The following is a 21,084-nucleotide window of genomic DNA, read 5'->3' as shown; positions in this document are numbered from 1 at the left end:
GGCCGGGATCTTCTCCGGCCATTGCGGTTTTTGTTTGAGTAATGAATTACCAGAAACCTAAGACTTTCCACCAAATACTGCCTAAACCAATCCAGATAATAAGGTTGACGACACTCATCACAAATCCGGCTTTCCACCATTCGCCGAGTGTTACGTAGCCTGAACCGAAAATAATGGGGGCAGTTCCTGTGCCGTAATGGGTCAGAGACATCATCAAAGAAGAGGAGAATGCTAAGGTTAAGCCGAGTAACATCGGTGGAGCGCCAAGCGCTAAACCAGCCGCAAAGAAAGCAGCAAACATCGCGGTAATGTGGGCGGTTGTACTCGCAAAGAAGTAGTGTGAATAGACATAGATAAGCACAAGGATTAATGCTCCCCAAACCCAACTCAATCCCATATTATCGATTGAAGTCCCTACTGAGATGGACATCCATTTAATTAAACCTAGCTTACCTAAGAAACTTGCCATCATCACCAAAGCAGCAAACCAAACAACGGTATCCCAAGCCCCTTTGTTTTTTAATACATCATCCCAATTGATGACGCCCGTGGCTAATAAAATACCCAGTCCAATAAATGCGGCCGTTGTTGCGTTAATCTTATAAGCAGGTCCAAATACGTGTTCGGGTACACCTGCCCACATCACCAGTAATAGCACAAACACACCAAGCGTAATAACTTCTGGTAATGAAATTGGGCCTAATTGTTGTAAACGCTGTTTTGCAAAATTAGGCGCATCAGGGGTTGACGTAATTTCAGGTTTATACATGAAATAGATAACTAACGGCATCAAAATTAACGACACCAAAGCAGGTGCAAATGCTGCTAGCGCCCACATTGACCAAGTTAATTCATTTGCTCCTCCAGCTTCGCTGACAATCAAACTGACAATTAAAGGGTTTGGCGCCGTCGCGGTAATAAACATCGCTGAAGTAATCGGGTTAATATTATAGTTAACCAAAGAGAGATAACGCCCTATTTTACCGGCAGTACCATCATCGGCCTTAGAGCCAAAACTATCCGCAATGGAGCGCATAATAGGGTGAATGATCCCCCCGCCACGCGCAGTATTACTTGGGGTCACTGGCGCAAGTACTGTTTCTGCAATCGCCAGTGAATAAGCAATACCTAATGTTTTTTTACCAAATAAGGAAATAACATAATAGCCAATCCTCGCGCCTAATCCGGTTTTATTTAGGCTCATTGAAACCATAATAGAAATACCGATTAACCAAATCAGGTCATTTGAGAAACCACTTAACGCATCCGCTATCGCATCCTTTGTGGAGTTTGGATTAGTCACTCCCGTTGCAGCCACTAAAGCAATGGCAATAATGGAAACACCGCCAATAGGAAGGGCTTTACCAATAATTGCGGCGATCGTTCCAACAAAGAGTGCTAATAGATGCCAAGCATCGGGATTAACACCTTCGGGAACAGGGATTAGGAACCAAATAATAAGTGTGATTGCAACTGCTATCAATGTAGGTATAGGTTTTAATGGGGTCAGTTTATTCATATCGGGCATCCATACATGTTTTTAAGATGGAAATAAAAAATTCTTAGCAATATATTTTTTATCATTACAAATATGTTAACTAAATATCTTTGTCAGACATTGATCGTTATCATTGACATAGCTATTTTTACATATAAAAAACGATTTAAATTTAGTAACAAAGAGTAATTAGTAATTACAACAATTTACTAATAGCATTTAACAAGGAACCATCATAATATTAACTTTTATTTTATAAACGACAATGTATAACATTCATATAAAAAGCACGTTCATTGCCTTAAATAATTAACCATACAAAAAACATTGTTTATTTCATTTAAAATAGACGTTGAAACATCAACAATATACAAAACCCAATGATTTATTTATATTACAATAGGTAAAAATGCAGGCTGAATCGAATTATTCATACAAATAATCTTAATTTTGCTAAATAGCATTAAATAACAAATTCAAAAATTTCGAGTTAAATGTACAAATAACACGCTATTCATCAATACGTACTTAGATGTTTTAATAACCTTATATCTTATTAGATAGTCTAGTAGGAAACTATTTACCACTACATTACAATTATCACTTGATTAAACTTCATACATATTGTGGTTATTTAATCTAATCTTAATCATGGACACTCTGAATTAGATAACTATTCTAAGGAAATATAGATGATAAAGCATGATGTAAATTGTTATAAAGAGCACCAACCTTGCATTATTTTATGTACAACAAACAGCCAAAATAATGCGGTCAAGATTGCTCAACAGTTATTAGATAGACGCTTGGCGGCCTGTGTTTCATTGCTGCCTGAGATAACCTCCATTTATCAATGGAAGAACGAGATCGCACAAGATAAAGAGGTACTGTTACTCATTAAATCTACTAATAAAAACCAAGCTGAATTGTTTTCTGCTATCAAGGAAATCCACCCATACGAAACTCCTGAATTGATTAGCCTCGATTTGGATCAGGTCGACAGTGGATATTTGGCGTGGTTAGTTAAATCAGTCAAATAAGCGTCATCATGGTGTTAAATAGTGAGGTTGTTCTCAATATTCCACTCTCCATGGCGTTACCGATGGATTCGCTAACTGGTCTGCTATGGTAAGTAAAAAATAAATGCTATACAGAAGTTCTCGTTTTCGCTTTATTTGCCCTCTTTATTGAGGGCTTTTTTCGATGATTTTTTTTGGTCGATCGAAAAAATGACCCCTTCGCTGGCTGGGGCCATTGATAGATTAATGCAACTATAGCTGGCGAACAGGGGCATCCCCTGCAACATAATAATCAGCCTGACTTGCCGGTAAGGGTTCACGCCCACGGATTTTATCCGCCATCTTTTCGGCGATCATAATTGTCGTTGCATTCAAGTTACCTGTAATAATCAAAGGCATGATTGAAGCGTCAATCACTCTTAGATTTTCAAGGCCATGTACACGACCTGCACCATCAACGACCGCCATTTCATCGTATCCCATCTTACAAGAGCCACAAGGATGGAATGCCGTTTCAGCGCGCTCGCGGACAAAAGCATCAAGCTCGTCGTCTGATTGGACATGTTTACCGGGGCTAATTTCCTCACCTCGGTACGGATCTAATGCTGGTTGAGCCATAATTTCGCGGGTAATGCGAATGGCGGCACGGAACTCTTCCCAATCCTGCTCACTCGACATGTAATTAAACAAAATACTCGGGTGTTGGTAAGGATCCGTTGACTTTATCCTCACACGCCCTCGACTCGGCGAACGCATAGAGCCTACGTGAGCTTGGAAACCATGTACATTTACTGCATTACTGCCGTTGTAATTAATTGCAACAGGCAAAAAGTGGAACTGGATATTTGGCCATGCAAACTTATCACTTGTCCTGATAAATCCGCCCGCCTCAAATTGGTTACTAGCACCGATACCCGTTCCTTTAAACAACCACTCCGCACCGATAGCGGGTTGGTTATACCATTTTAATGCTGGATAGAGCGAAACGGGCTGCTTACACTCATATTGCAAATACATCTCAAGGTGATCTTGCAAATTTTGCCCTACCCCAGGCAACACATGCACCGCGGGGATATTAAACTCTTTGAGCACATCTTCTGGCCCTACACCTGAGCGCTGCAATATTTGAGGTGAAGCAATGGCGCCAGCACACAAAAGCACCTCTTTACGGGCTTTGGCATGCACGGCAGTTTTACTGCTCCCTTGGTAGAATTTCACGCCAACCGCTTTTTTCGATTCAAATTCAATAACATCTGTAGTGGCGTGGGTAATAATGGTCAGATTTTTACGTTTTCTAGCCTGATCGAGATAACCTCGAGCCGTACTCGCACGACGCCCTTTTGGTGTTACCGTTCTATCCATTGGACCAAAGCCCTCTTGTTGATAACCATTTAGGTCATCTGTTCTTGGATAGCCAGCCTGAACCCCCGCTTCAACCATGGCATGAAACAAGACGTTATTACCATTTTTAGGCGTAGTCACACTGACAGGACCATCGCCACCATGATAATCATTTGCACCGATATCCCGCGTTTCCGCTTTGCGAAAATAAGGTAAACAATTGAGGTAACTCCAGTCTTCTAAACCTGGAGTTTGCGCCCACCCGTCAAAATCCAATGCGTTACCTCGGATATAACACATACCATTGATCAGCGATGACCCCCCAAGCCCTTTTCCGCGCCCACACTCCATACGGCGGTTGTTCATGTAAGGTTCAGGATCAGTTTCATAGGCCCAATTATAGCGTCGACCTTGTAATGGATATGCTAATGCCGCTGGCATTTGTGTACGAAAATCGAACCTGTAGTCCGGTCCTCCAGCTTCAAGGAGCAGCACAGTAACATCAGAATCTTCTGTCAGGCGGGTAGCAAGAACGTTACCGGCTGAACCAGCACCGATAATAATGTAGTCATAGACCATTGTTATCTCCTCTGTTTCAGTCAAATTAAAAATAAGAAATTAAAATACGGATGCAAACTCCCCAAGTTCGACTTGTATTGATTTGATTTGAGTATAATTTTGTAGTGTGACTAAGCCATTTTCACGGCCAACCCCTGAGTGCTTATAGCCCCCGACAGGCATTTGCGCGGGTGATTCACCCCATGTATTAATCCAACAAATTCCGGCTTCTAATTGATGAATGACACGATGCGCACGGGATAAATCACAAGTCACGATCCCCGCTGCCAAGCCATATAGCGAGTTATTCGCGCGTTCAATCACCTCATCTTCAGATTGGTAACTGAGAATGCTCATCACAGGGCCAAAAATCTCTTCTTGAGTGATTTGCATATCATCAGAACAGTCGGTAAATACCGTAGGTAATACATACGCGCCTTGAGCAAACACACCTTCTGTGAGGCGTTCACCTCCACAAAGCAGTTTCGCCCCTTGTTGTTTACCAATTTCGATATAACGCAACACATTTTCCATATGAGCAAAACTCACTAGCGGGCCAAAATTGGTTTCATCATCAATAGGCGAGCCTATTTTGATACGTGCAACACGTTGTTGGATCTTCTCTTCGAATTGCGTTTTTAAATGTTCTGGAACAAAGACCCGCGTACCATTAGTACAAACTTGCCCCGAACTGTAAAAATTAGCCATCATGGCAATATCAGCAGCCTTATCCAGATCTGCATCATCAAAAATAATCAGTGGTGATTTCCCCCCCAACTCCATCGTGACATCTTTTAGAGTTGACCCAGAGGCATTTGCCATCACTTTTTTACCTGTAGGCACGCCACCTGTGAAGGAAATTTTGGCAATGCCCGGATGCTCCGTCAGCCATAGGCCCACATCAGCGCCTCCTCCTGTCACCACATTAAACACACCGGCAGGTAGCCCTGCTTCTGTGTAAATTTCCGCTAATTTGAGTGCGGTCAATGAGGTCACTTCACTTGGCTTAAAGATCATGGCATTACCTGCGGCTAAAGCAGGAGCAGATTTCCAAAGTGCGATTTGGATAGGGTAGTTCCAAGCACCGATACCAGCGACAACACCTAACGGCTCACGGCGCGTATAGGCAAATGAACTATCGCGTAATGGGATCTGTTCGCCTTCTAAAGCGGGGATCAAACCGGCGTAGTATTCGAGAACATCCGCCCCCGTCACAATATCCACATAACGCGTCTCTGAAAGTGGCTTGCCAGTATCTAATGTTTCTAACTGAGCCAACTCGTCATTACGTTCACGTAAAATATCAACTGCTCGACGTAAGATGCGTGAACGCTCTATTGCCGTCATTGATGCCCATATCTTTTGCCCTTGTTTGGCACTTTCCACCGCCCAATCGATGTCTTCATGTGTCGCCGATTGTAAACGAGCGATCACTTCACCGTTCGCTGGGTTAATTGCATCAAACTGCCCACATTCCGGTTGTGAGCTATCTACATAACCACCATGAATATAAAGTTTATGTAATTGTGGTTCGTGCATAATATCTCCCTCCTATTAAAACGTTTCTTTTGGTTTAGCTATCCCGCGGCCGACTGAGCTGCATATCGATATACTCATTCGTGATGGTCAACGCATCCTGTAATGGAAAAGCTTCATTACTCAATGCACTACGTAACCATAACCCATCAATTAACGCCGCCAGCCCTTTTGCGGCCATACGCGCGGCGTGCTTATCGAGTACTCGAGCAAACTCATACGTTAGGTTGGAATACAATCGCCTATCATTCACTTGCTGCAACCGATTTAAATTCGGTTGATGCATGCTACTTGCCCAAAAGGCTAACCATGTTTTCATCGCCGCCTCACTGATTTGCGAAGAATCAAAGTTACCTTCAACGATGGCTTGAATGCGCTGTTTAGGTTGGGCATGACTCAGCATTCTTAAACGCATTGCCACGGCGATCCCAAGTTGGTACTGAATATGACGCATGGTAGCTTCTAACAGACCATTTTTATCGCGGAAGTAATGGCTGATGATCCCTGTTGATACACCCGCCTTTCGAGCAATTAACGCGATACTGGCCTCTTGCATGCCCACTTCATTAATCACTTCAAGTGTGGCTTGAATTAACTGCTGCTTACGTATCGATTGCATTCCTATTTTCGGCATAACCTCTAGACCCAAAAAAATACAGTGAACCCTGTTATTAAACTTTTTTTTAATTGAACATTCAATCAATATTAACTATATTTTATCACAATTGTTTTACAAAATCAGGAGAAAGATAGATGTAAAAAAACAACTCTTTGCAATTAATTCAATTAATTAGCAAAGAATGTAACTTTTAACTTTTGAATAAATAAAATTGTGGAAACTGCCGATGACAACTCAAAATAGTCCAAAAAATCAGCAGAAAGACAAATTAAACTCTGTGGTTTTTTTCACTTCTGCTGGTCTAATACTAGCATTTTCATTTTTCACCATACTCATGACAGAAACCGCCAACCAATGGATCGTCGCAACTCTCGGATGGGTATCAAAAACGTTTGGTTGGTACTACTTGTTAGCCGCAACGCTGTATATTGTCTTTGTGATATTTGTGGCGACATCACGCTTTGGTAATATCAAATTAGGGCCGGAGCAATCAAAACCTGAATTTAGCGTATTAAGTTGGTCTGCCATGCTGTTTGCGGCAGGGATCGGTATCGACCTAATGTTTTTCTCTGTTGCCGAGCCTGTCACGCAATATATGCTGCCACCCACTGGCGAAGGGGAAACATTAGAAGCAGCTCGTCAGTCGATGGTGTGGACTCTCTTCCACTATGGCCTGACGGGCTGGTCTATGTATGCGCTGATGGGGATTGCGCTCGGTTACTTTAGTTACCGATATAATTTGCCTTTAACCATTCGCTCTGCCCTTTACCCTATTTTTGGTAAACGTATCTATGGGCCAATCGGCCATACTGTCGATGTTGCCGCCGTTATTGGTACAATTTTTGGTATTGCGACCACATTAGGTATCGGTGTGGTACAGCTTAACTATGGTTTAAAAGTCCTGTTTGATCTCCCTCAAGGGCTTGGCGTACAAGGTGGCCTGATTTTACTTTCGGTCATTATGGCCGTTATTTCCGCCACATCTGGGGTTAATAAAGGGATCCGTATCTTATCCGAACTGAATGTTTTGCTCGCATTAGGGCTGATTTTATTCATTTTGTTTGTTGGTGATACGGAATTTTTACTCAATGCGTTAGTGCTTAACGTGGGTGATTACATTAATCGCTTTATGGGAATGACGCTTAACAGCTTTGCTTTTGATAGACCAACAGATTGGATGAATAGCTGGACGCTATTTTTCTGGGCTTGGTGGGTTGCATGGTCGCCGTTTGTGGGCTTATTCCTCGCACGAATTTCCCGTGGACGGACAATTCGCCAGTTTGTCATTGGCACGCTGATTATCCCTTTCGTGTTCACCCTACTTTGGTTATCTATTTTTGGTAACAGCGCCTTATACGAAATCATTCATGGCAACAAAGAATTGGCAGAAACGGTGCTTGCCGCCCCTGAAAAAGGCTTTTACTCCTTACTAGAGCTCTATCCCGGGTTTGGTTTGACCGCATCGGTGGCAACGATCACTGGCCTACTATTTTATGTGACCTCTGCGGATTCTGGGTCACTCGTACTCGGGAATTTCACCTCAAACCTAAGCGATATCAATAATGATGCGCCTAACTGGTTACGTATTTTCTGGTCAGTGGCGATTGGTTTATTAACCCTAGGTATGTTGATGACCGATGGGGTTGCCGCACTACAAAATACGACCGTGATCATGGGGTTACCTTTTAGTTTTGTGATCTTTTTTATCATGGCGGGGCTGTATAAATCGCTAAAAGTCGAAGATTTCAGGCGCGTCAGTTCACTCACCACCAATGCGCCAGCGCCTTTATATGGCAATGGTAAGTTAAATTGGAAACAGCGGTTGGGCCGTGTGATGAACTTCCCCGGTACCACTTACACTCAACGTATGTTGGATCTAGTGTGTACGCCTGCCATGCAAGAAGTGGCAAAAGAGCTATCACTACGCGGCGCTAATGTGGAATTTAATATTCTGCCCCCTGCCGAAGATGAGCGTTTAAATCACCTAGAGCTCGTGGTTGATTTAGGGGAAGAACAGAACTTTATCTATCAAATTTGGCCGCAACGTTACTCTGTTCCCGCCTTTACCTACCGCGCACGTTCAGGTAAATCCCATTACTATCGCCTAGAAACTTTCCTTTGGGAGGGAACACAAAGCAATGATTTAATGGATTACACCAAAGAACAGGTGATCAGTGATATTTTAGATCAATATGAAAAACATCTTAATTTCATTCACTTAAGCAGAGAAGCGCCAGGGGCAACATTAACCTTTCCTGAAACTAATTAATCGTTTTACTGCAAAGGGGCCATTAGGCCCCTTTTTAAGATGCAACAATACACGTGTTTTTGAAATAAATTTCATGACAAGTGATTAATCTGTTCATCATTTGACCAATAAATATGGCGTATTTTGTTCATTAATGGCGCGATGCCAGATGGCTAAAATTCCCCCTATTCAAGGAGAAATGATGATGAACAAGACACTATTTGCCCCTTATTTGGATGTGACCGTTGATGCGATTTGGAATGACCCGCTTTCTCCTAACGGCAAACCAAACCCTAAATATAGCCAAGCTGCAATTAGTCACAGCGTTGATGGTGTTTACTTGGCTTTTTTAACCGCTGATCCTAATAATAATGCCGCATGGGGAGCATATTCGAGTATGCCTATCGCTTGGGCTAAGCCATTTTGTGATGCGTTAATTGAAGCCAATATCAAAGTGATTGTGTCATTCGGAGGTGCGGCTAACTATGATGTCTCTGCAAGGCAAACTGTTGACCAATTGATTGCAACTTACCAAGAAGTCATTGATATACTTGGTGCCTCACAACTGGATTTTGATTTTGAAAATGATTTATACGATGCCGATAAAACCTTTACCGCACTATCAACCATCGTGAAAAATAACCCTGATATCACCTTGAGCCTAACGTTACCTGTTATGCCGTATGGCCTTGTCGAAAAAGGGTTAGCGCTAGTACAAAAATCGGTTAACGCAGGTTTAAAAATGAAAGTGAATGGTATGGCGATGGATTATGGTCAAGGAACGGATAAAAATATGGGGCAGGCCGCCGTAGATGTGGCAACCAGTCTAAAAAATCAATTAAAAACCTACTACCCTACACTGACAGATGCTGAGCTGTATGATTTAGTACAAGTCACACCGATGATCGGCCTTAATGATGATAGGTCTATGTTTAATTTTAACGATATCAATACATTAAGTAATTTTGCAAAAACTAATGGTGTGAACTTAATTTCAATGTGGAGCTTAACCCGCGATAGGGTCGGCGTCGGCGAGTCCGCATCAGCCTCTTATTCAGGTAACCCCGAGCAAACCAAAGATTTTGAATACACGGAACGCTTCACTAACGCACTGAAATAACGGCCCAAGGTGAGGCGATACATTGCCTCACCTTATTTTCCTGCTTGTTCAATCATGTGTTTAAGCTGTTGCGGATCATGCAACCATGCTGGCTCACTAGTGCATCCCATCGTGCTGAAAGAGCGATGACAGACATCATTACCCCAACTATCCCACGCATCATTTTGTTGTTTTTGAGCAAGTAAATCTTCATAGCTGCGCTCCTCTTCAGCGACTTTCTTGTTTGGATCAAACATGAAGCGTTGCTGCTGCTTGATAGCATCAATACCTTGATAATCTTCATCATACACACGGTCAGCAGGCGCTTTTTCTGTGAAGGTATAATCCGTTGCTATGGCTTGGGGAGACATAATAAATAGGCTAAATATCAATAAATTTTTAAGCATCATCATATTTTCATTACAAAATAATGCCAAAATTATAAATATGACAAATGAGATGGCGAGTTTTATCAGTAAAAACTCGCGTGATTGGTCTTTTTATCCGCAAATAAGTGATAGTTTAACCAAGCATCAAACGATTGATTTAATTAAACTTTAATATCAAATAGTCAATCATATAAAGCTCAATGAAAAATAACTGGTTTAAACCCTGACTATGACGGATAAGCGTGGTATCCCATTTTTTCTGAAATCTGACGTCCGGCAGCCTTTAGCAAACAGATATAATATTCCAACTGCTGTTCATCAAAACGAATTGTAGGAAAGGAGATTGATAGTCCTGCTATCACATGCCCTAAGCGGTCATAAATAGGTACAGCAATGCAACGTAGCCCTAACTCTTGCTCTTCCCTATCCTCTGCATAATGTTGCTCTCGCACCACCGCTAATTCAGCCATTAACGCCTCAATACTCAATAGTGTTGTATCGGTTTTTTTGACGAATTCAATCTGCGCTAAAATACCTGTTACTGTTGCTTCATCCTGCCATGCTAAAAGCACCTTACCGATCGCAGTACAATACAATGGATTACGCCGTCCAACCCGTGAGTACATGCGCAAGTTGTAGCTAGAATCAATTTTATGAATATAAATAATCGCATTATCATCAAAAGCACCAAGGTGCAGCGCTTCATGGGTTAACTGTCCAATATGGCGCATCTCCTTATCAGCAATTTCAATTAAATCAACATACTCTAGAGATTTAGCACCCAACTCGAATAGTTTAAGCGTCAATGAATATTTATCCGCTTCCCCTTCCTGTGCCACATAACCTAATTGTTTCATGGTTTGCAAGAAACGATAGGTAGTCGCTTTTGACATCAGCAGTCGTTGTGAAAGCTCAGACACACCAATCTCTTTTTGTTCTCCTAATGCATTGAGAATACTGAATACTTTTACTACTGACGAAACGGCATCCGTTTGCGTGACCTTATCCACCATTCACCTTCCTATTTATTCAAATCAATATGATAGCCATATCAGATGGTTTGATGTGCTGACTTTATGTTTACTCAACAGCATAAAGATCACTTTCATGAAAAACAAGAACGGTGATTTGATATTTTTAAAACGGCGTTTCATTTTTATTTGAACTTGTCTAAAAAATAGGTTTTAATGCTGTTAGCTAATGAGGTTTGACTCAATTCGGTTATAAAAAATAAAAACGATAGGTGGTAAAAATGGCTACAGCTTTGCAAGTTGCCGTGATTGGCGAATGTATGGTTGAGTTACAAAAATCAGGGGAATTATTTAAGCAGACTTTTGGCGGAGACACCCTAAATAGTGCACTCTACCTTGCACGTTTAACCCACAAACAAGGTGTTGTCACTCGCTATTTAACGGGGCTTGGTCAAGACCCCTTTAGCCAACAAATGCGAGAAAGTTGGCAAGCCGAAGGGATCAATACCGACCATGTCGTGATCGCCGAAAAACACCTTCCCGGTATGTATTTAATTGAAACATCAGAGGATGGCGAGCGCCGTTTTTTTTATTGGCGTGATAACTCAGCGGCCAAATTTTGGTTGAATGAGCAAACCGCCGAGCGAACTCAACAATTACTCAATCAACAGCAATATATCTATCTAAGTGGGATTAGCTTAGCCATTTTACCTGAACCCGCTCGCCAATTACTGTTTACACTGTTAGCAACGGCTCGCCAATCAGGTGCTAAGGTCATTTTTGACAATAATTATCGCCCTGCATTATGGCCTTCTGTCGAGGCGGCACAGCAAGCCTACCAACAAATGTTATCACTGACTGATATTGCATTTTTAACTTTTGATGATGAGCAACTGCTGTATGGTGATCAGCAAGAAAGCCAATCCATTGCACGTGCACAGCAGCAGGGTGTTGAAGAGATCGTTATTAAACGCGGAGCAAAACCCTGCTATATCATCATTCACGATCAACAATTCGAAGTGGCTGCGAATAAAGTGACTCACGTCATTGATACCACCGCCGCTGGCGATTCTTTCAGTGCAGGCTATCTTGCCTGTCGAATTCTAGGTGGCTCTCCTGAAGAAGCGGCTCGCACAGGCCATTTACTTGCAGGAACCGTGATCCAACACCGAGGCGCCATTATTCCGCGTGAAGCGATGCCTATCATAGAGCTAAACAATATCAAAGGGATCTAAACATGAATCAATTAATCGAAAAACTAAAAAAAATCAGTGTGGTGCCAGTGATCACAATCAACAAGGCGGAACATGGCGCGCCTCTCGCACAAGCGCTAATGGAAAATGGTCTACCTTGTGCTGAGGTCACCTTTCGCACTCCCGCCGCAGTACAAGCGATTAAAAATATGCGAGCAGCACACCCCGAAATCCTTATTGGGGCGGGCACGGTATTGACCACGCAACAGGTTGATCAAGCCATTGACGCTGGCGTGGATTTTATCGTAAGTCCAGGTTTTAACCCTAAAATCGTCGCTTATTGCCAACAAAAAAATGTCATTATTATCCCTGGGCTCAATAACCCAAGCTTAGTTGAGCAGGCATTAGAATTTAATTTAACCACAGTGAAGTTTTTCCCAGCAGAAGCTTCTGGTGGCGTAGCGATGCTAAAAGCAATGAGCGCGGTTTATCCTGTTAACTTTATGCCAACGGGTGGGATCAACCCCAAAAATATCAAAGAATATAAAGCACTACCATCTGTATTAGTTTGTGGTGGCTCGTGGATGGTGCCTAATGAGCTGATCGATAATGAAAATTGGCAAGCTTTAGGCCAATTAATTGCTGACGCTGCGAGCCTTTAACCAACGCCTCTGGCGCTCTTTACACTATCTTAAGTCAAGAGCGCCAACTTATAGAAGCGTAGCGATAATACGCAATAAATTACAGTCACATTATTGATACTCTCATCCTTTAGCTAGCCACTTCCCTGTCTGCTCTTTTAATCGTAAATAGCCTACGACTCCGTTAATGATTTTAAACGACCGCGTAAACGTTTTATGGCTTGGCTATGGAGCTGACTGACTCGCGACTCTCCGACCTCCAAAACTGCACCAATTTCTTTTAAGTTCAATTCTTCTTGATAATAGAGGGTAAGTACCAGTTTCTCCCGCTCTGGTAACTGCTCAATTGCCTCAATGATTTGTGCGCGTAGATTAGACTCCATCAGTAAACTTAATGGATTGCCTCCATCACTTTCATCAATAGCAGGCTCACAGCTTTCGCCATGAATTTCATGCCATTCATCATAGGAATAAAGTTGACTGTTGTTGGTATCAAGTAAGGCTTGACGGTATTCTGTAACGTCAATATTGAGTGCTTGGGCAATTTCACTTTCCGTCGCACTGCGACTTAATGATTGTTCTAATTCTCCAATGACTTTAGCCATTTCACGAGCTTGTCGGCGCACACTACGTGGTGCCCAATCTCGACTGCGCAATTCATCTAGCATGGAGCCGCGAATACGCTGCACTGCATAAGTGGCAAATGATGCTCCTTGAGAAGCATCGAAGCGCTCTAACGCATGCAATAACCCGATACCGCCAGCTTGAATAAGATCATCAATATCGACGCTCGCAGGCAATCTCACTTGTAATTTTAGGGCCTCATGTCGTATTAAGGGATAATAACGCTCCCATAGGCTATTTTTATTAATTACACCTTCGGCAGTATACAAATCACTCACAACCGGAATCACCCTTTAAAACTTATATAAAGGTATTCATTATGCTAGCTGCACAATAATTCAATCCGTAGAGTAATGAGGTAAATTAGTGCTATTTATCCTAACCTAAATAAATTTAGCGAAGACAATTACACTGTGAATATATAATGTGATGCCTGAATGATAAACAAAAAGGCCAGAACAACGTCTGGCCTTCAATCACTGATATTAATCCGTGACGAATTAACGTAACAGGCTCAGAACACCTTGTGGAACTTGGTTTGCTTGTGCCAGAACTGAAGTACCTGCTTGTTGCAGGATTTGACCACGGCTCATGTTAGACACTTCTGTTGCAAAGTCAGCGTCTTGGATACGGCTACGTGCTGCACTCAAGTTGTTGACTGAGTTGTTCAGGTTATTGATAGTAGATTGCATACGGTTTTGGAATGCACCCAGTTTAGAACGGTATGAATCCACATTTTTCAGTGCAGTATCTAAAGTATCTAATGCGTCAGATTTTGCAGCAGTACCGCCACCTAGACCAGTGATCTCAGTACCTTTCACATATTCAGTTTTACCTGAAGTAGTTGTTGTGTCTTTAGTCGCTTCGTACCATTTATTATCTTTTGTATCTTTGATATAGAATTTAGCAGGATCTGTTTTATCTGCATAAATTTCAGCAGTATCAATTTTTGCGCCGCCAGCGGTTCCAACAGCATAGCTATCAGCATCTACGGTGATTGCAGTGCCTTTACCTGCTGGCTCTTTTGGACCAGCTGCAGCCGCAGAAACCTTCTCAACTTTGTCTTTGAAATCTTTGATACCTAGTGTATCAAGATCCATTTTTTGCATTTCCATGCTGATAGTTTGACCATCTTTCGCACCCACTTGGTAAGAAACAGTGTCACCATTTAGAATTTGTGTTCCGTTAAATTCAGTGTGTTGATAGATACGGTCGATTTCATCCAGACGTTGTTGTACTTCATCACGAATTGAAGTGATATCGCTGTCAGAGTTACTGCCGTTAGCTGCTTGAACAGTCAGTTCACGGATACGTTGCAAGTTTTCGTTGATTTCGTTAACTGCGCCTTCAGCAACTTGCGCCATTGAAATACCGTCGCTCGCATTACGAGAAGCTTGGGTCAACCCTTTGATGTTAGCAGTGAAACGGTTAGCAATCGCTTGACCTGCTGCGTCGTCTTTTGCGCTATTGATACGTGAACCTGAAGATAGACGCTCAATTGCAGTACCCAGTACGCTTTGTGAACGGTTTAGGTTGTTCTGAGTTGTCAGAGACAGGATGTTAGTGTTGATAACCTGTGCCATAATATATGTCCTTGTTATTCCGTAATAATAAAGTTAGCCAATCTGTTAGGCTTTACAGTTTGTTGCCAGCAATACCATTATCGGCGGCATAAAAAAGGGCTTTAGGGATTTCGACAAAAATTTTTTATCTCAAAGCGAGAAACCCAGCTACCGCCCCGCTCCAAGCGGTAAATTATTTTGTCAAAATAAATTTATAAACCGCAAATTTTAAATTATTGATTATCAATAGAGATAAATACCCTGTTTTGTAGGGTCAACTCCTGCCATCATTATTTATCGACTTAGTCTAAGATTTCCGTTCTTCTCGCCGATAACCCTGTAAATGAGAATAATTTTTTAGGAGAGAACAATGGCTGGTATATCGACACTCGGTATCGGGGCAAACTTAGACTTAAATAACCAAATGGACCAACTTGAAGCGATGGAAAAACGTCGCCTTGAGCCATTAACGGCACAAAAAGCCAGCTATGATGCACAGATTAGCGCTTTTGGTAAGATGCAGTCATCTCTAGAAAAATTAAAAAAAGCGGCGGAAGATCTTAAAAAATACAATGATATCAGCACCACCAAAGTGAACGGTGAATATAAAAGCTTCGACGTTAAAACAGATGGCAAGGCCGTAGCTGGGGTTCATGATGTCCTAGTCACTCAACTTGCGAAAGCACAAACTATTGCGACTAAAGGCCATGATGATAATAAAAAATTATTAGGTAACGGTAACGCAGAGCGAACTATCACTATTACTCAGCCTGCTGAAGAAGATCCCATTATTATCAAACTTGATAATGAACACACCTCTTTGGTTGAAATCGCTGATGCTATCAATAAAACAGATAAAACGGTCACCGCCGCGGTGATCAAAGATAAAAGTAATCGTTATCATCTTGTCGTTACCTCCAAAAAAGAAGGTACTGAACACCGTATTAATATCAAAGTTGAAGGTGATGACGAGCTCGCTAAAATACTGAATGTTGAGTCTGAACTAGACAGTGGTGGAAATGTCGTTTTAAAAGATAAAGAAAACATCGGCATGGAGCAAAAAGTTCCCCCGCAAAATGCCTTGCTAAATATTGATGGTTTTGAACTTGAATCACAAAGCAATGAAGCAAAAGATCTCTTTCCTGGACTCACTTTGACATTGAAAAAAGAGAGTGAAGACAAAAAACCTGACCATTTGATCATTTCTGAAGATATTGAGCCCGCTAAAGCAAAAATTAAAGCGTGGGTAGACGCCTATAACGAATTCCAGAATTTAGCCAAAGAATTGACCAAATATACGCCAACAACGAAAGGAACCGCCCCAGATAAAACCAATGGTCCACTTATCGGTGATTCGACATTACGCACAATTCAAAGCCAATTACGTACTCAAATACGTTCAGCACAAGATAGTGGTGAAATTAATTTATTAAATAAAATGGGGATCACACAAAAAGTTGATGGCACATTAGAGATAGAAGATAAAAAGTTCGAAAAAGCGTTAAAAGAGAATCCTGGTAGCGTCAAAAGTTTCTTTATGGGGGATGGTAAAGAGACAGGCTTTGCAACCGAGAACTTTAATTTCTTAAAAGATACCCTCGATGCCCGCGAAGGCACACTGCATAACGCGACTGATGGCGTACAAAAGAAAAGCCTTGATAAGCGTATTGAACAAACTAATAAGCAGATTGAAAACACCATGGATTTATACCGCCGCCAATTCCAAAATTTAGATAAAATGATGAATTCACTCAATAGCACCAGTAACTCATTAGGCAGACTGTTAGGTTAATAATTATGTATCAGCAAAAAGCAAAACAAGCCTACCAACAAGTCGATTTGGAAAGTGAAATTGCCAATGCGACCCCATACCAACTGATTAGCATTCTCTATCGAGGGGCGTTAAGCGCCCTCAAACGTGCTGAAATTTTTATGCAACAAAATAATATCGCTGCAAAAGGCAAAGAACTTTCTAAAGCAATCGATATTATTGACACAGGTCTAAAACAGGCGCTCAACCATGAGGCCGGAGGTGAAATCGCCGATAATCTTGCAAGTCTTTATGACTATATGATCATGCGCCTATTAAATGCTAATCTTGAAAATAATGTGGCTTATATCCAAGAAGTTTACCAATTACTCTCCGATATCGCGTCAGCTTGGCAACAGATCGGGGCAAATGTGGATGAAAGATAACCAGGTGAATAATAAAAAACCTACCGATTTATATGAAATCTATCGTGATGTCTTAGCATTAAGTGAAAATTTAGTCGCACTCGCAGAAGCACAACAGTGGGAACAGTTAGTTGCCCACGAAACAGAATATGTTTATGCCGTCGAAAATTTAACGCAGCTAACTCATGAGTTTGAAGCACACCAACCCATCACCGATGAGTTGGTTAGGTTATTACATCAAATTATTGAGAACGAGCAGATCACGAAAACGCATTTACAACAGCACTTAGATTTTTTAAGTAAAGAAATGAAGCAACTGGACCAAAAACGAGCACTCAATAATAGCTACGGCCAATTTAATGAGCCAGATACGCCAATAACAATAAAACCCATTGAATAGCCATGTGTGTCAGGCGGCCTACCTGACACTTATGGATCGATTACTGTCTTAAACGCTGCTGTTTCTTTAGTTTTTTCAACAGCATATTGCGTTTTAAGGTCGATAAATGATCAAGAAAAACCTTTCCATGCAAATGGTCAATTTCATGCTGCATTACAATCGCCAAAAATTCATCAGAATCGGTGATAAACGCCTTCCCGTCTCTATCTAGCGCCTTAACTTTTACGCGCTTAAAACGTGCCACATCAGCATAAATTTCAGGCACGGATAAACAACCTTCTTGGTAGCTCGTTTCCCCTTCACTTTCAATAATTTCAGGGTTAACAAATACCATAGGCTGATCACGGTTTTCAGAAATATCAATCACCATCACCGATAATGTTGCGCCAATTTGCGTCGCTGCTAAGCCAATACCATTATCGGTGCTGTACATGGTATCCAATAAATCATCAATTAATGGCTGTGCTGCCGCAATGTCGGTGACTGGGTCACATTTAACGCGTAACCGCTCATCGGGTATCTCAATAATAGCTCTTACTGCCATATCTCAAAAATCCTATCTGTCATACTCTTTATTCAAACTATTACGCATTATCGTCTTTTTAAATTGACGATAAGATGCAAAAAATGGCATTACCCACTAGCTAAAAAAATCACATCAAGATCAACTAGGTTAACCTAAAAATAAAACACCCTATAATTTCACAGAAAAATAACATGTTATCTAGAAAAAAACACTAAAAATAATAGCCGTTTATTTTTATTGCTACATCGTTTATCGTCGCCCCATCGCAGCTTAGCAACCCTAACTATGCTAAGGTTTTAACCATATGATTAATTAATAGTATAAATTAATAAAAATCGTTATCTCAGAAAATACATTCAAAATGCTAATATTTTAATCTCCGTTATTTATGATAATAGTAAAATTAAAATATCATGGCATATTGCTTTTATTTTATCATTTATAAAGTGTATAAAACCGCGCTTAATTCATACCAAATCACTTTTTACGATATCATTGAGAGTAATATTAGAATATTCAAAAGTGGCCATTAACTCTAATATAAATTAATGCCTCTTTTTGAATGTAATAAAAGCAAAAATTAGAGGCGTTTATTTCATTAATAAGGATATCAACATGAAAAAAACGTTATTGGCGAGTTCAATGGCGGTATTAGCACTTTCACATTCAGCACAGGCGGCCCCCCTATTTCCGAGCGCAACAGAGGTTGCCTTCGATGTCGCTGAGTCACTAGCTGAGTTCCAAAAAGCCGCTGAATTATTCAAACATTACAGGGCAGAACAAGCAAAAAATATCGAAATACCCACCCTAGAAGAGTTAGTGTATCAACAACTCATCAAACAAGATAAAAAAGTGACGCCGACGATCACGGAGATTGATGAAAAGATCCAACAGTCGATTAATATTAACAATGATTATATTGATAACCGATTGATTGAGCATCACCGTGATTTAGACAATAAGCTTGAGTTACTCGATTCACAACACAGTACAATCCAAGCTGAAAATCAAAATAGGTTTGCCCATTTCCAGCAAAATTTCGATAACACACAAGCCTTCAATAAAGTACGTTTTACCCAGCTAGATAAAAAAATCACTAAAATGGAAAAACAGGCCAACTCAGGTATCGCTTCTGTGGCGGCTATGTCTAATATCCCTTATTCGTTAAATACACGTTTTAGTGCTGGCATTGGCTTGGGTCATTACCGTAATGGCAATGCTATTGCTGCTGGAGCACAATACCAATTAAAAAAGGATCTGAATCTGCGTAGCTCTATCGCATGGAATAATGCCGATAGTGCGGTTGTTGGTGCAGGTATCGCCATTGGTTGGTAACTCATCATTTTTGATGATATTTATGCTTAAGTAAAAAATATCCTCCGGCATAGCCGGAGGTTTTTAATATGCGCCGATAAGGCTTTGTTACCTGCCGCGCCCTAACAGGCGCACAACGGCTCTGACATTCTTCTACTCACATAACTTTCTTAAAATACTGCCTACCGCTCTACGTTTTTCACCGTGAAAAACTTGTCTTCCATATTTGGGTGCAAATTCCATCGTGTATGCGCTAAGCTCTTTTCGTCTCCCATTGGAACCCCCTTTTGATTTCTTGTTTGACTCTTGCCGTTGCCAGGCCGCAAGATGTTTTAACAAATCAAAAGGGGGTTTTATATCTTATTCAAAGCTGAAAGCTTTACGGCCCCCCAGCCTAGCTGGGGTTTTCTATATACAATGAACTGTTTCCATTTACTGAGCGCCTTCTCAACTTTCTGCTTTAATTGAAAGTAAAAAGAAACAGTTAAAATATTTATTTATCCACCCCAAAAATGTTCAAAACAATTTAATCAACAGAGTAGTTGTCTAAAAAAACACGTAAATTAATCCCTCAACCCAATATATGATGACATAGCTTATCTTTAATTTATTAATGTAACGTTCCATTTAAGTTTTTCACTCGCGGAGCCAATACCTCTGTGCCTTCTTTTGCAAGGTATAATTGACCCAATATCTAGCTCTATGACTTTTGTGCTCTAACAAAGTAATAAAAGAAAGAGACTCTAGGAGCATACACAAGTATGTAACGAGGGCGAGCGAGCGTCGCCAACACACGAGGGTGCAAACAGTGGCAAGCTAGCGCTATAACATTAGTGTTCCGACAAAATAGCAAAGGCAAGAAACCCTAGGAGCATACATAAGCATGTCACTAGGGCGAACGAGTGTGGACAACATCGTTAGGTGAAAAAGGTGACGAGCGAGGGCGACTGCTAAACAGGAATCGACATCACCTCTTGGTACGCCGCAACCAACTTATTACGCACTTGGATCCCCATTTGTAGGCTCAAGCTGGCTTTTTGCATATCCACCATAACATCATTTAACGAGACATTACTTTTACCTAATGTAAAGTCTTCTATCTGTTTTGCCGATTGGTTTCTCACGGTATTGATTTGATTAACCGCTGAAACCAGATGATCGGCAAATCCAACGGGTTCAACCACCGGTTTTTGATGGTTTGCGGCCTGTAATGCCGTTGTCTGTAGCTGCGACAACACCCCTTCAATTGCTTGGATTGTCATTTTCTTCTCTTCAATGTCTGTGCGAACAACCATCGCTGTTTTATATAGCTGCATACCCTAACACAGCCTTTTTAACTTGAAGCCGATAAATAACACCAAAATGATAGGC

19 protein-coding genes and 1 pseudogene are annotated in these 21,084 nt (G+C 41.2%); 9 read left to right on the top strand and 11 right to left on the bottom strand.

Annotated elements, in window-relative coordinates:
- Positions 1 to 46: 46 nt before the first annotated feature.
- On the bottom strand, positions 47 to 1,519 hold the full coding sequence (locus PSF11_RS14845; protein ID WP_014658088.1) for a DASS family sodium-coupled anion symporter: 1,473 nt from the start codon (positions 1,517 to 1,519) through the stop codon (positions 47 to 49).
- A gap of 671 nt (positions 1,520 to 2,190) precedes the next feature.
- Between PSF11_RS14845 and cutA the strand changes: the two genes are divergently transcribed.
- Positions 2,191 to 2,538, top strand: coding sequence for a divalent-cation tolerance protein CutA (gene cutA / locus PSF11_RS14840; protein WP_004918729.1), 348 nt, complete (start codon positions 2,191 to 2,193; stop codon positions 2,536 to 2,538).
- 231 nt (positions 2,539 to 2,769) lie between these two features.
- Here the strand turns inward: cutA and betA are convergent, their stop codons facing one another.
- From betA to betI, 3 genes are read right to left on the bottom strand one after another with little or no spacing between them, the layout of a single operon-like run.
- A complete protein-coding gene (gene betA / locus PSF11_RS14835) occupies positions 2,770 to 4,437 on the bottom strand; it encodes a choline dehydrogenase (RefSeq protein WP_004918727.1) in 1,668 nt (555 codons plus the stop codon).
- A 39-nt stretch (positions 4,438 to 4,476) separates the two neighbouring features.
- Positions 4,477 to 5,955, bottom strand: coding sequence for a betaine-aldehyde dehydrogenase (gene betB, locus PSF11_RS14830; protein ID WP_053110737.1), 1,479 nt, complete (start codon positions 5,953 to 5,955; stop codon positions 4,477 to 4,479).
- 34 nt (positions 5,956 to 5,989) lie between these two features.
- Complete coding sequence (gene betI / locus PSF11_RS14825) at positions 5,990 to 6,586, bottom strand: transcriptional regulator BetI (protein WP_072502181.1); 597 nt, start codon at positions 6,584 to 6,586, stop codon at positions 5,990 to 5,992.
- Positions 6,587 to 6,797: 211 nt separating this feature from the next.
- Here betI and PSF11_RS14820 point away from each other — a divergent pair, with 211 nt between their 5' ends.
- Both PSF11_RS14820 and PSF11_RS14815 read left to right on the top strand, forming a co-directional pair.
- Positions 6,798 to 8,840, top strand: coding sequence for a choline transporter (locus PSF11_RS14820; protein WP_004918722.1), 2,043 nt, complete (start codon positions 6,798 to 6,800; stop codon positions 8,838 to 8,840).
- 148 nt (positions 8,841 to 8,988) lie between these two features.
- A complete protein-coding gene (locus PSF11_RS14815; RefSeq protein ID WP_004918721.1) occupies positions 8,989 to 9,939 on the top strand; it encodes a chitinase in 951 nt (316 codons plus the stop codon).
- Positions 9,940 to 9,971: 32 nt separating this feature from the next.
- On the opposite strand, the gene PSF11_RS14810 is transcribed toward PSF11_RS14815, so the two are convergent.
- Both PSF11_RS14810 and kdgR read right to left on the bottom strand, forming a co-directional pair.
- A complete protein-coding gene (locus tag PSF11_RS14810) occupies positions 9,972 to 10,328 on the bottom strand; it encodes a hypothetical protein (RefSeq protein ID WP_231130423.1) in 357 nt (118 codons plus the stop codon).
- Positions 10,329 to 10,534: 206 nt separating this feature from the next.
- Complete coding sequence (gene kdgR, locus PSF11_RS14805; protein WP_036943757.1) at positions 10,535 to 11,320, bottom strand: DNA-binding transcriptional regulator KdgR; 786 nt, start codon at positions 11,318 to 11,320, stop codon at positions 10,535 to 10,537.
- Between the two features lie 239 nt (positions 11,321 to 11,559).
- On the opposite strand from kdgR, the gene PSF11_RS14800 reads away from it, so the two are divergent.
- Both PSF11_RS14800 and PSF11_RS14795 read left to right on the top strand, forming a co-directional pair.
- The gene (locus tag PSF11_RS14800; protein WP_004918712.1) at positions 11,560 to 12,513 is read left to right on the top strand and encodes a sugar kinase; all 954 of its coding nucleotides are present in this window, start codon (positions 11,560 to 11,562) and stop codon (positions 12,511 to 12,513) included.
- A 2-nt stretch (positions 12,514 to 12,515) separates the two neighbouring features.
- Positions 12,516 to 13,133 (top strand): bifunctional 4-hydroxy-2-oxoglutarate aldolase/2-dehydro-3-deoxy-phosphogluconate aldolase, encoded by a 618-nt coding sequence (locus PSF11_RS14795; protein WP_004918711.1) that lies wholly within the window; start codon positions 12,516 to 12,518, stop codon positions 13,131 to 13,133.
- 152 nt (positions 13,134 to 13,285) lie between these two features.
- Here PSF11_RS14795 and PSF11_RS14790 read toward each other — a convergent pair whose 3' ends face one another.
- Entirely contained in the window at positions 13,286 to 14,014 is a 729-nt protein-coding gene (locus tag PSF11_RS14790) for an RNA polymerase sigma factor FliA (protein ID WP_042116490.1), read from the bottom strand.
- Between the two features lie 222 nt (positions 14,015 to 14,236).
- Positions 14,237 to 15,319, bottom strand: a complete 1,083-nt coding sequence (locus tag PSF11_RS14785) for a FliC/FljB family flagellin (protein ID WP_072502179.1) — start codon at positions 15,317 to 15,319, stop codon at positions 14,237 to 14,239.
- 349 nt (positions 15,320 to 15,668) lie between these two features.
- Here PSF11_RS14785 and fliD point away from each other — a divergent pair, with 349 nt between their 5' ends.
- Genes fliD through fliT form a run of 3 tightly spaced genes read left to right on the top strand, consistent with a single transcriptional unit; the run spans position 15,669 to position 17,873 of the window.
- On the top strand, positions 15,669 to 17,090 hold the full coding sequence (gene fliD, locus PSF11_RS14780) for a flagellar filament capping protein FliD (protein ID WP_272682835.1): 1,422 nt from the start codon (positions 15,669 to 15,671) through the stop codon (positions 17,088 to 17,090).
- Between the two features lie 5 nt (positions 17,091 to 17,095).
- Positions 17,096 to 17,494: a flagellar export chaperone FliS gene (fliS, locus tag PSF11_RS14775; RefSeq protein WP_004918702.1), complete on the top strand. Its 399-nt coding sequence runs from the start codon at positions 17,096 to 17,098 to the stop codon at positions 17,492 to 17,494.
- Complete coding sequence (fliT, locus tag PSF11_RS14770) at positions 17,484 to 17,873, top strand: flagellar protein FliT (RefSeq protein ID WP_004918700.1); 390 nt, start codon at positions 17,484 to 17,486, stop codon at positions 17,871 to 17,873. Before fliS ends, fliT begins: the two co-directional genes overlap by 11 nt.
- 40 nt (positions 17,874 to 17,913) lie before the next feature.
- On the opposite strand, the gene def is transcribed toward fliT, so the two are convergent.
- The gene (gene def / locus PSF11_RS14765; protein WP_004918698.1) at positions 17,914 to 18,417 is read right to left on the bottom strand and encodes a peptide deformylase; all 504 of its coding nucleotides are present in this window, start codon (positions 18,415 to 18,417) and stop codon (positions 17,914 to 17,916) included.
- A 597-nt stretch (positions 18,418 to 19,014) separates the two neighbouring features.
- Here def and PSF11_RS14760 point away from each other — a divergent pair.
- Complete coding sequence (locus tag PSF11_RS14760) at positions 19,015 to 19,734, top strand: YadA-like family protein (RefSeq protein ID WP_036943751.1); 720 nt, start codon at positions 19,015 to 19,017, stop codon at positions 19,732 to 19,734.
- 135 nt (positions 19,735 to 19,869) lie between these two features.
- Here the strand turns inward: PSF11_RS14760 and PSF11_RS14755 are convergent.
- Positions 19,870 to 19,988, bottom strand: a pseudogene (locus PSF11_RS14755) (IS200/IS605 family transposase); the annotation flags it as partial.
- Positions 19,989 to 20,663: 675 nt separating this feature from the next.
- A complete protein-coding gene (fliE, locus tag PSF11_RS14750; RefSeq protein ID WP_014658077.1) occupies positions 20,664 to 20,975 on the bottom strand; it encodes a flagellar hook-basal body complex protein FliE in 312 nt (103 codons plus the stop codon).
- Positions 20,976 to 21,084 lie beyond the last annotated feature (109 nt).

It is taken from the genome of Providencia sp. PROV119, from assembly GCF_028482435.1.
GTDB classification, from domain to species: domain Bacteria; phylum Pseudomonadota; class Gammaproteobacteria; order Enterobacterales; family Enterobacteriaceae; genus Providencia; species Providencia stuartii.
The sequence above is the reverse complement of the archived record's forward strand: the minus strand, read 5'-3'. Positions and strand labels throughout refer to the sequence as shown.

Coding starts and splice junctions, on each gene's coding strand:
- PSF11_RS14845 (WP_014658088.1), bottom strand. CDS start 1,519: ATGAATAAACTGACCCCATTAAAACCTATACCTACATTGATAGCAGTT.
- cutA (WP_004918729.1), top strand. CDS start 2,191: ATGATAAAGCATGATGTAAATTGTTATAAAGAGCACCAACCTTGCATT.
- betA (WP_004918727.1), bottom strand. CDS start 4,437: ATGGTCTATGACTACATTATTATCGGTGCTGGTTCAGCCGGTAACGTT.
- betB (WP_053110737.1), bottom strand. CDS start 5,955: ATGCACGAACCACAATTACATAAACTTTATATTCATGGTGGTTATGTA.
- betI (WP_072502181.1), bottom strand. CDS start 6,586: ATGCCGAAAATAGGAATGCAATCGATACGTAAGCAGCAGTTAATTCAA.
- PSF11_RS14820 (WP_004918722.1), top strand. CDS start 6,798: ATGACAACTCAAAATAGTCCAAAAAATCAGCAGAAAGACAAATTAAAC.
- PSF11_RS14815 (WP_004918721.1), top strand. CDS start 8,989: ATGGCTAAAATTCCCCCTATTCAAGGAGAAATGATGATGAACAAGACA.
- PSF11_RS14810 (WP_231130423.1), bottom strand. CDS start 10,328: ATGATGCTTAAAAATTTATTGATATTTAGCCTATTTATTATGTCTCCC.
- kdgR (WP_036943757.1), bottom strand. CDS start 11,320: ATGGTGGATAAGGTCACGCAAACGGATGCCGTTTCGTCAGTAGTAAAA.
- PSF11_RS14800 (WP_004918712.1), top strand. CDS start 11,560: ATGGCTACAGCTTTGCAAGTTGCCGTGATTGGCGAATGTATGGTTGAG.
- PSF11_RS14795 (WP_004918711.1), top strand. CDS start 12,516: ATGAATCAATTAATCGAAAAACTAAAAAAAATCAGTGTGGTGCCAGTG.
- PSF11_RS14785 (WP_072502179.1), bottom strand. CDS start 15,319: ATGGCACAGGTTATCAACACTAACATCCTGTCTCTGACAACTCAGAAC.
- fliD (WP_272682835.1), top strand. CDS start 15,669: ATGGCTGGTATATCGACACTCGGTATCGGGGCAAACTTAGACTTAAAT.
- fliS (WP_004918702.1), top strand. CDS start 17,096: ATGTATCAGCAAAAAGCAAAACAAGCCTACCAACAAGTCGATTTGGAA.
- fliT (WP_004918700.1), top strand. CDS start 17,484: ATGAAAGATAACCAGGTGAATAATAAAAAACCTACCGATTTATATGAA.
- def (WP_004918698.1), bottom strand. CDS start 18,417: ATGGCAGTAAGAGCTATTATTGAGATACCCGATGAGCGGTTACGCGTT.
- PSF11_RS14760 (WP_036943751.1), top strand. CDS start 19,015: ATGAAAAAAACGTTATTGGCGAGTTCAATGGCGGTATTAGCACTTTCA.
- fliE (WP_014658077.1), bottom strand. CDS start 20,975: ATGACAATCCAAGCAATTGAAGGGGTGTTGTCGCAGCTACAGACAACG.